Source organism: Roseimarinus sediminis, from assembly GCF_050433125.1.
Lineage (GTDB): Bacteria > Bacteroidota > Bacteroidia > Bacteroidales > Prolixibacteraceae > Roseimarinus > Roseimarinus sediminis.
Window position 1 is genome coordinate 1 of sequence record NZ_JBNPXV010000047.1, and the last position, 1,431, is coordinate 1,431.

Genomic DNA, 1,431 nt, shown 5'->3' on the forward strand with positions numbered 1-1,431 from the left:
TGTCATTCCCTGAAATAGGTTGACCGTTTTAAAACAGAAATAATTATGATTAAAACGGGAAAAAAAGTCAGACATTTACGTAAGTTTTCGGAAGACTTTAAGCTTAAAATCGTTCAACAATATGAACGAGGAGAAATGAGTGTACCGGAGTTGGAAAAGTATTATCAAGTTCGCAACCCTACAATTTACAGTTGGATTTACAAATATTCCGATTATAACAAAAAGCAAATCCAAGTTGTTGAGTTCAAAAACAGTCAGATGAATAAGATTAAAAAATTAGAAGACCGCATAAAAGAATTGGAGCGCGCTGTCGGCCAAAAACAAATGAATGTTGATTATCTGGAAAAAATGATTGACTTGGCTAAGGACGAATACGGTATCGACATTAAAAAAAACTCAAATACCCCACAATCATCTGGTTTCAAAGCCACAAACAAAAAATAGCATTTAAAATGAACGAGTTATATCGTTTCCTTGGACTCACCAAGCAAGCGGTATTTAATTACCGCAAAAGACAATTCAACTTCGATCAGGAACTGTTTTCATTGGTGGCCCAGGTCGATGCAATACGCGAGGAACATCCTGGTTGTGGGGTTGAGAAAATGTACCAAACACTCCAACCAAGCTATATGGGGCGAGATAAGTTTTGTGAAATATTTATGGGCTTGGGCTATGGTGTGAAACGTATCAAAAGTTATAGGAAAACCACGATACCAACACACTTGAATTATCCGAATTTGATCGAAGGAATGGCAATTGTCCGGCCCGCACAAGTAATCCAAAGTGATATTACGTATTTTGAGTTGGGGGCGCGGTTTTACTACCTGGTATTTATAATCGATGTCTATACCAAAGAGATACTTTCTTATCAGGTAAGCCCTCATATGAAAGCTGAGGCTAATTTGGCAGCATTGAAAAAGGCACTTAAAAAGTTGTCGTTACAACCAGGAGAATTAATTCATCATTCTGATAGAGGTGCTCAATATGGCAGCAACATCTATCGAAAAGCATTAGCCGACAAAGGAATTGCAATCAGCATGGGGCTTAAAGCACAAGATAATGCCTACGCTGAGAGGGTCAATGGCACAATTAAAAATGAATATTTAAAAAGATGGAAAATAAGCACTGAAAGACAACTGGTTTTGAAAACAAAGGCTGCGGTAACCCACTATAATGAGAAGAGAAAGCACATGGCATTTAATAATAGATTTTCTCCTTTGGAATTTAAAAGTACATTAGTAAATTTAAACACCCGCAAAAGACCGAAGGTGATTATTTATGCCGAAGGTAATTCTAAAATCAAGGAGGCATCGAGCCACCTTGATTTTAACCCGCAAAAAGAACCTCAGGCTCATAATTGTCCGATAGTAATATGACCTGAAATGAATAAGATTAATAACAAAAAAGGTCAACTCTATTTAGGGAAGTACA

2 protein-coding genes are annotated in these 1,431 nt (G+C 37.0%); both read left to right on the plus strand.

Features of this window, described 5'->3' with window-relative positions:
• Window positions 1-45 precede the first annotated feature (45 nt).
• Window positions 46-444 carry a transposase gene (locus tag FHS86_RS19135; RefSeq protein WP_429417680.1) on the plus strand — a complete coding sequence of 133 codons (399 nt, stop codon included), beginning with the start codon at window positions 46-48 and terminating at the stop codon, window positions 442-444.
• 8 nt (window positions 445-452) lie between these two features.
• Window positions 453-1,376, plus strand: coding sequence for an IS3 family transposase (locus FHS86_RS19140; RefSeq protein ID WP_429417683.1), 924 nt, complete (start codon window positions 453-455; stop codon window positions 1,374-1,376).
• The last annotated feature ends 55 nt before the right edge of the window (window positions 1,377-1,431 follow it).